The 834-nt window shown below is 47.1% G+C and carries 1 rRNA gene; it reads left to right on the top strand.

Annotation, left to right across the window (positions count from 1 at the left end):
* Positions 1-160: 160 nt before the first annotated feature.
* Positions 161-273: ribosomal RNA gene (gene rrf / locus IGS61_RS27745) — 5S ribosomal RNA — on the top strand.
* Positions 274-834 lie beyond the last annotated feature (561 nt).

An 834-nucleotide genomic window follows, 5' to 3' on the forward strand; every position in this document is an offset into this window, starting at 1 on the left:
TTGCCCGTACGGCTTGTCCCTATAACCTTAGCAGGTACAGAGGATAAGACGGTACAACGTTGCGTGTGTGTTGATACTATTATTCATTACCCCGATCTTTGCTTCTTCCAGATTCATGGCTTTGTCGTCCTACAGGAGACAAATGCCGGTACAAGTTATGCCTGATGACCATAGCAAGTTGGTCCCACCCCTTCCCATCCCGAACAGGACCGTGAAACAACTTTGCGCCGATGATAGTGCTGCAACCAGTGTGAAAGTAGGTTATCGTCAGGCTTGTTATTTGGTGAAACAGCCCCCGGCTGTTCCACCTAGAGAAAAACCCGATCAGCAATGGTCGGGTTTTTTTTCGTCTGGCGGTTTACTCTCCAGGTATTACTGGAAATGCAGTCGTCAAGCTGTGCTTTATCCCTTACTAAGGCTGTTGTCCTCGTCTGGCCAGCGCCGACCTGGTGCAGCTGCCCGTGAATCCGCTCATTAATAGGCAAGCGTCAATGGCCACCAGGGCATTCCGAATGGTATTGCCTGGTCAATTTGATAGTGATATGGCATCGCGTCATTAAATTTCACACTTTCTTAGAATAAACCTTGCTGCCTGCGTATAGCTTTGCTATAGTTCGCCTCCCCAATGAGACGCTGCAGTTTGCGAAACAACGGGATCACTGGAAACGGTGAGGGTAGTAAAAAAGAAGGTTGACGGATTTAGCGAAATGCTTCATACTCTTTCTTCTTCGCAGCTGACAAACACAACGCTTTGTCGATAGCGCGAGAGTAGTAAATAAGCAGTACCGAATACAGTTCTTTAACAATTAACAGTCGATAAGTGTGGACATTTGA

The organism is Janthinobacterium sp. FW305-129 (genome assembly GCF_020858115.1).
GTDB lineage: Bacteria > Pseudomonadota > Gammaproteobacteria > Burkholderiales > Burkholderiaceae_D > Janthinobacterium.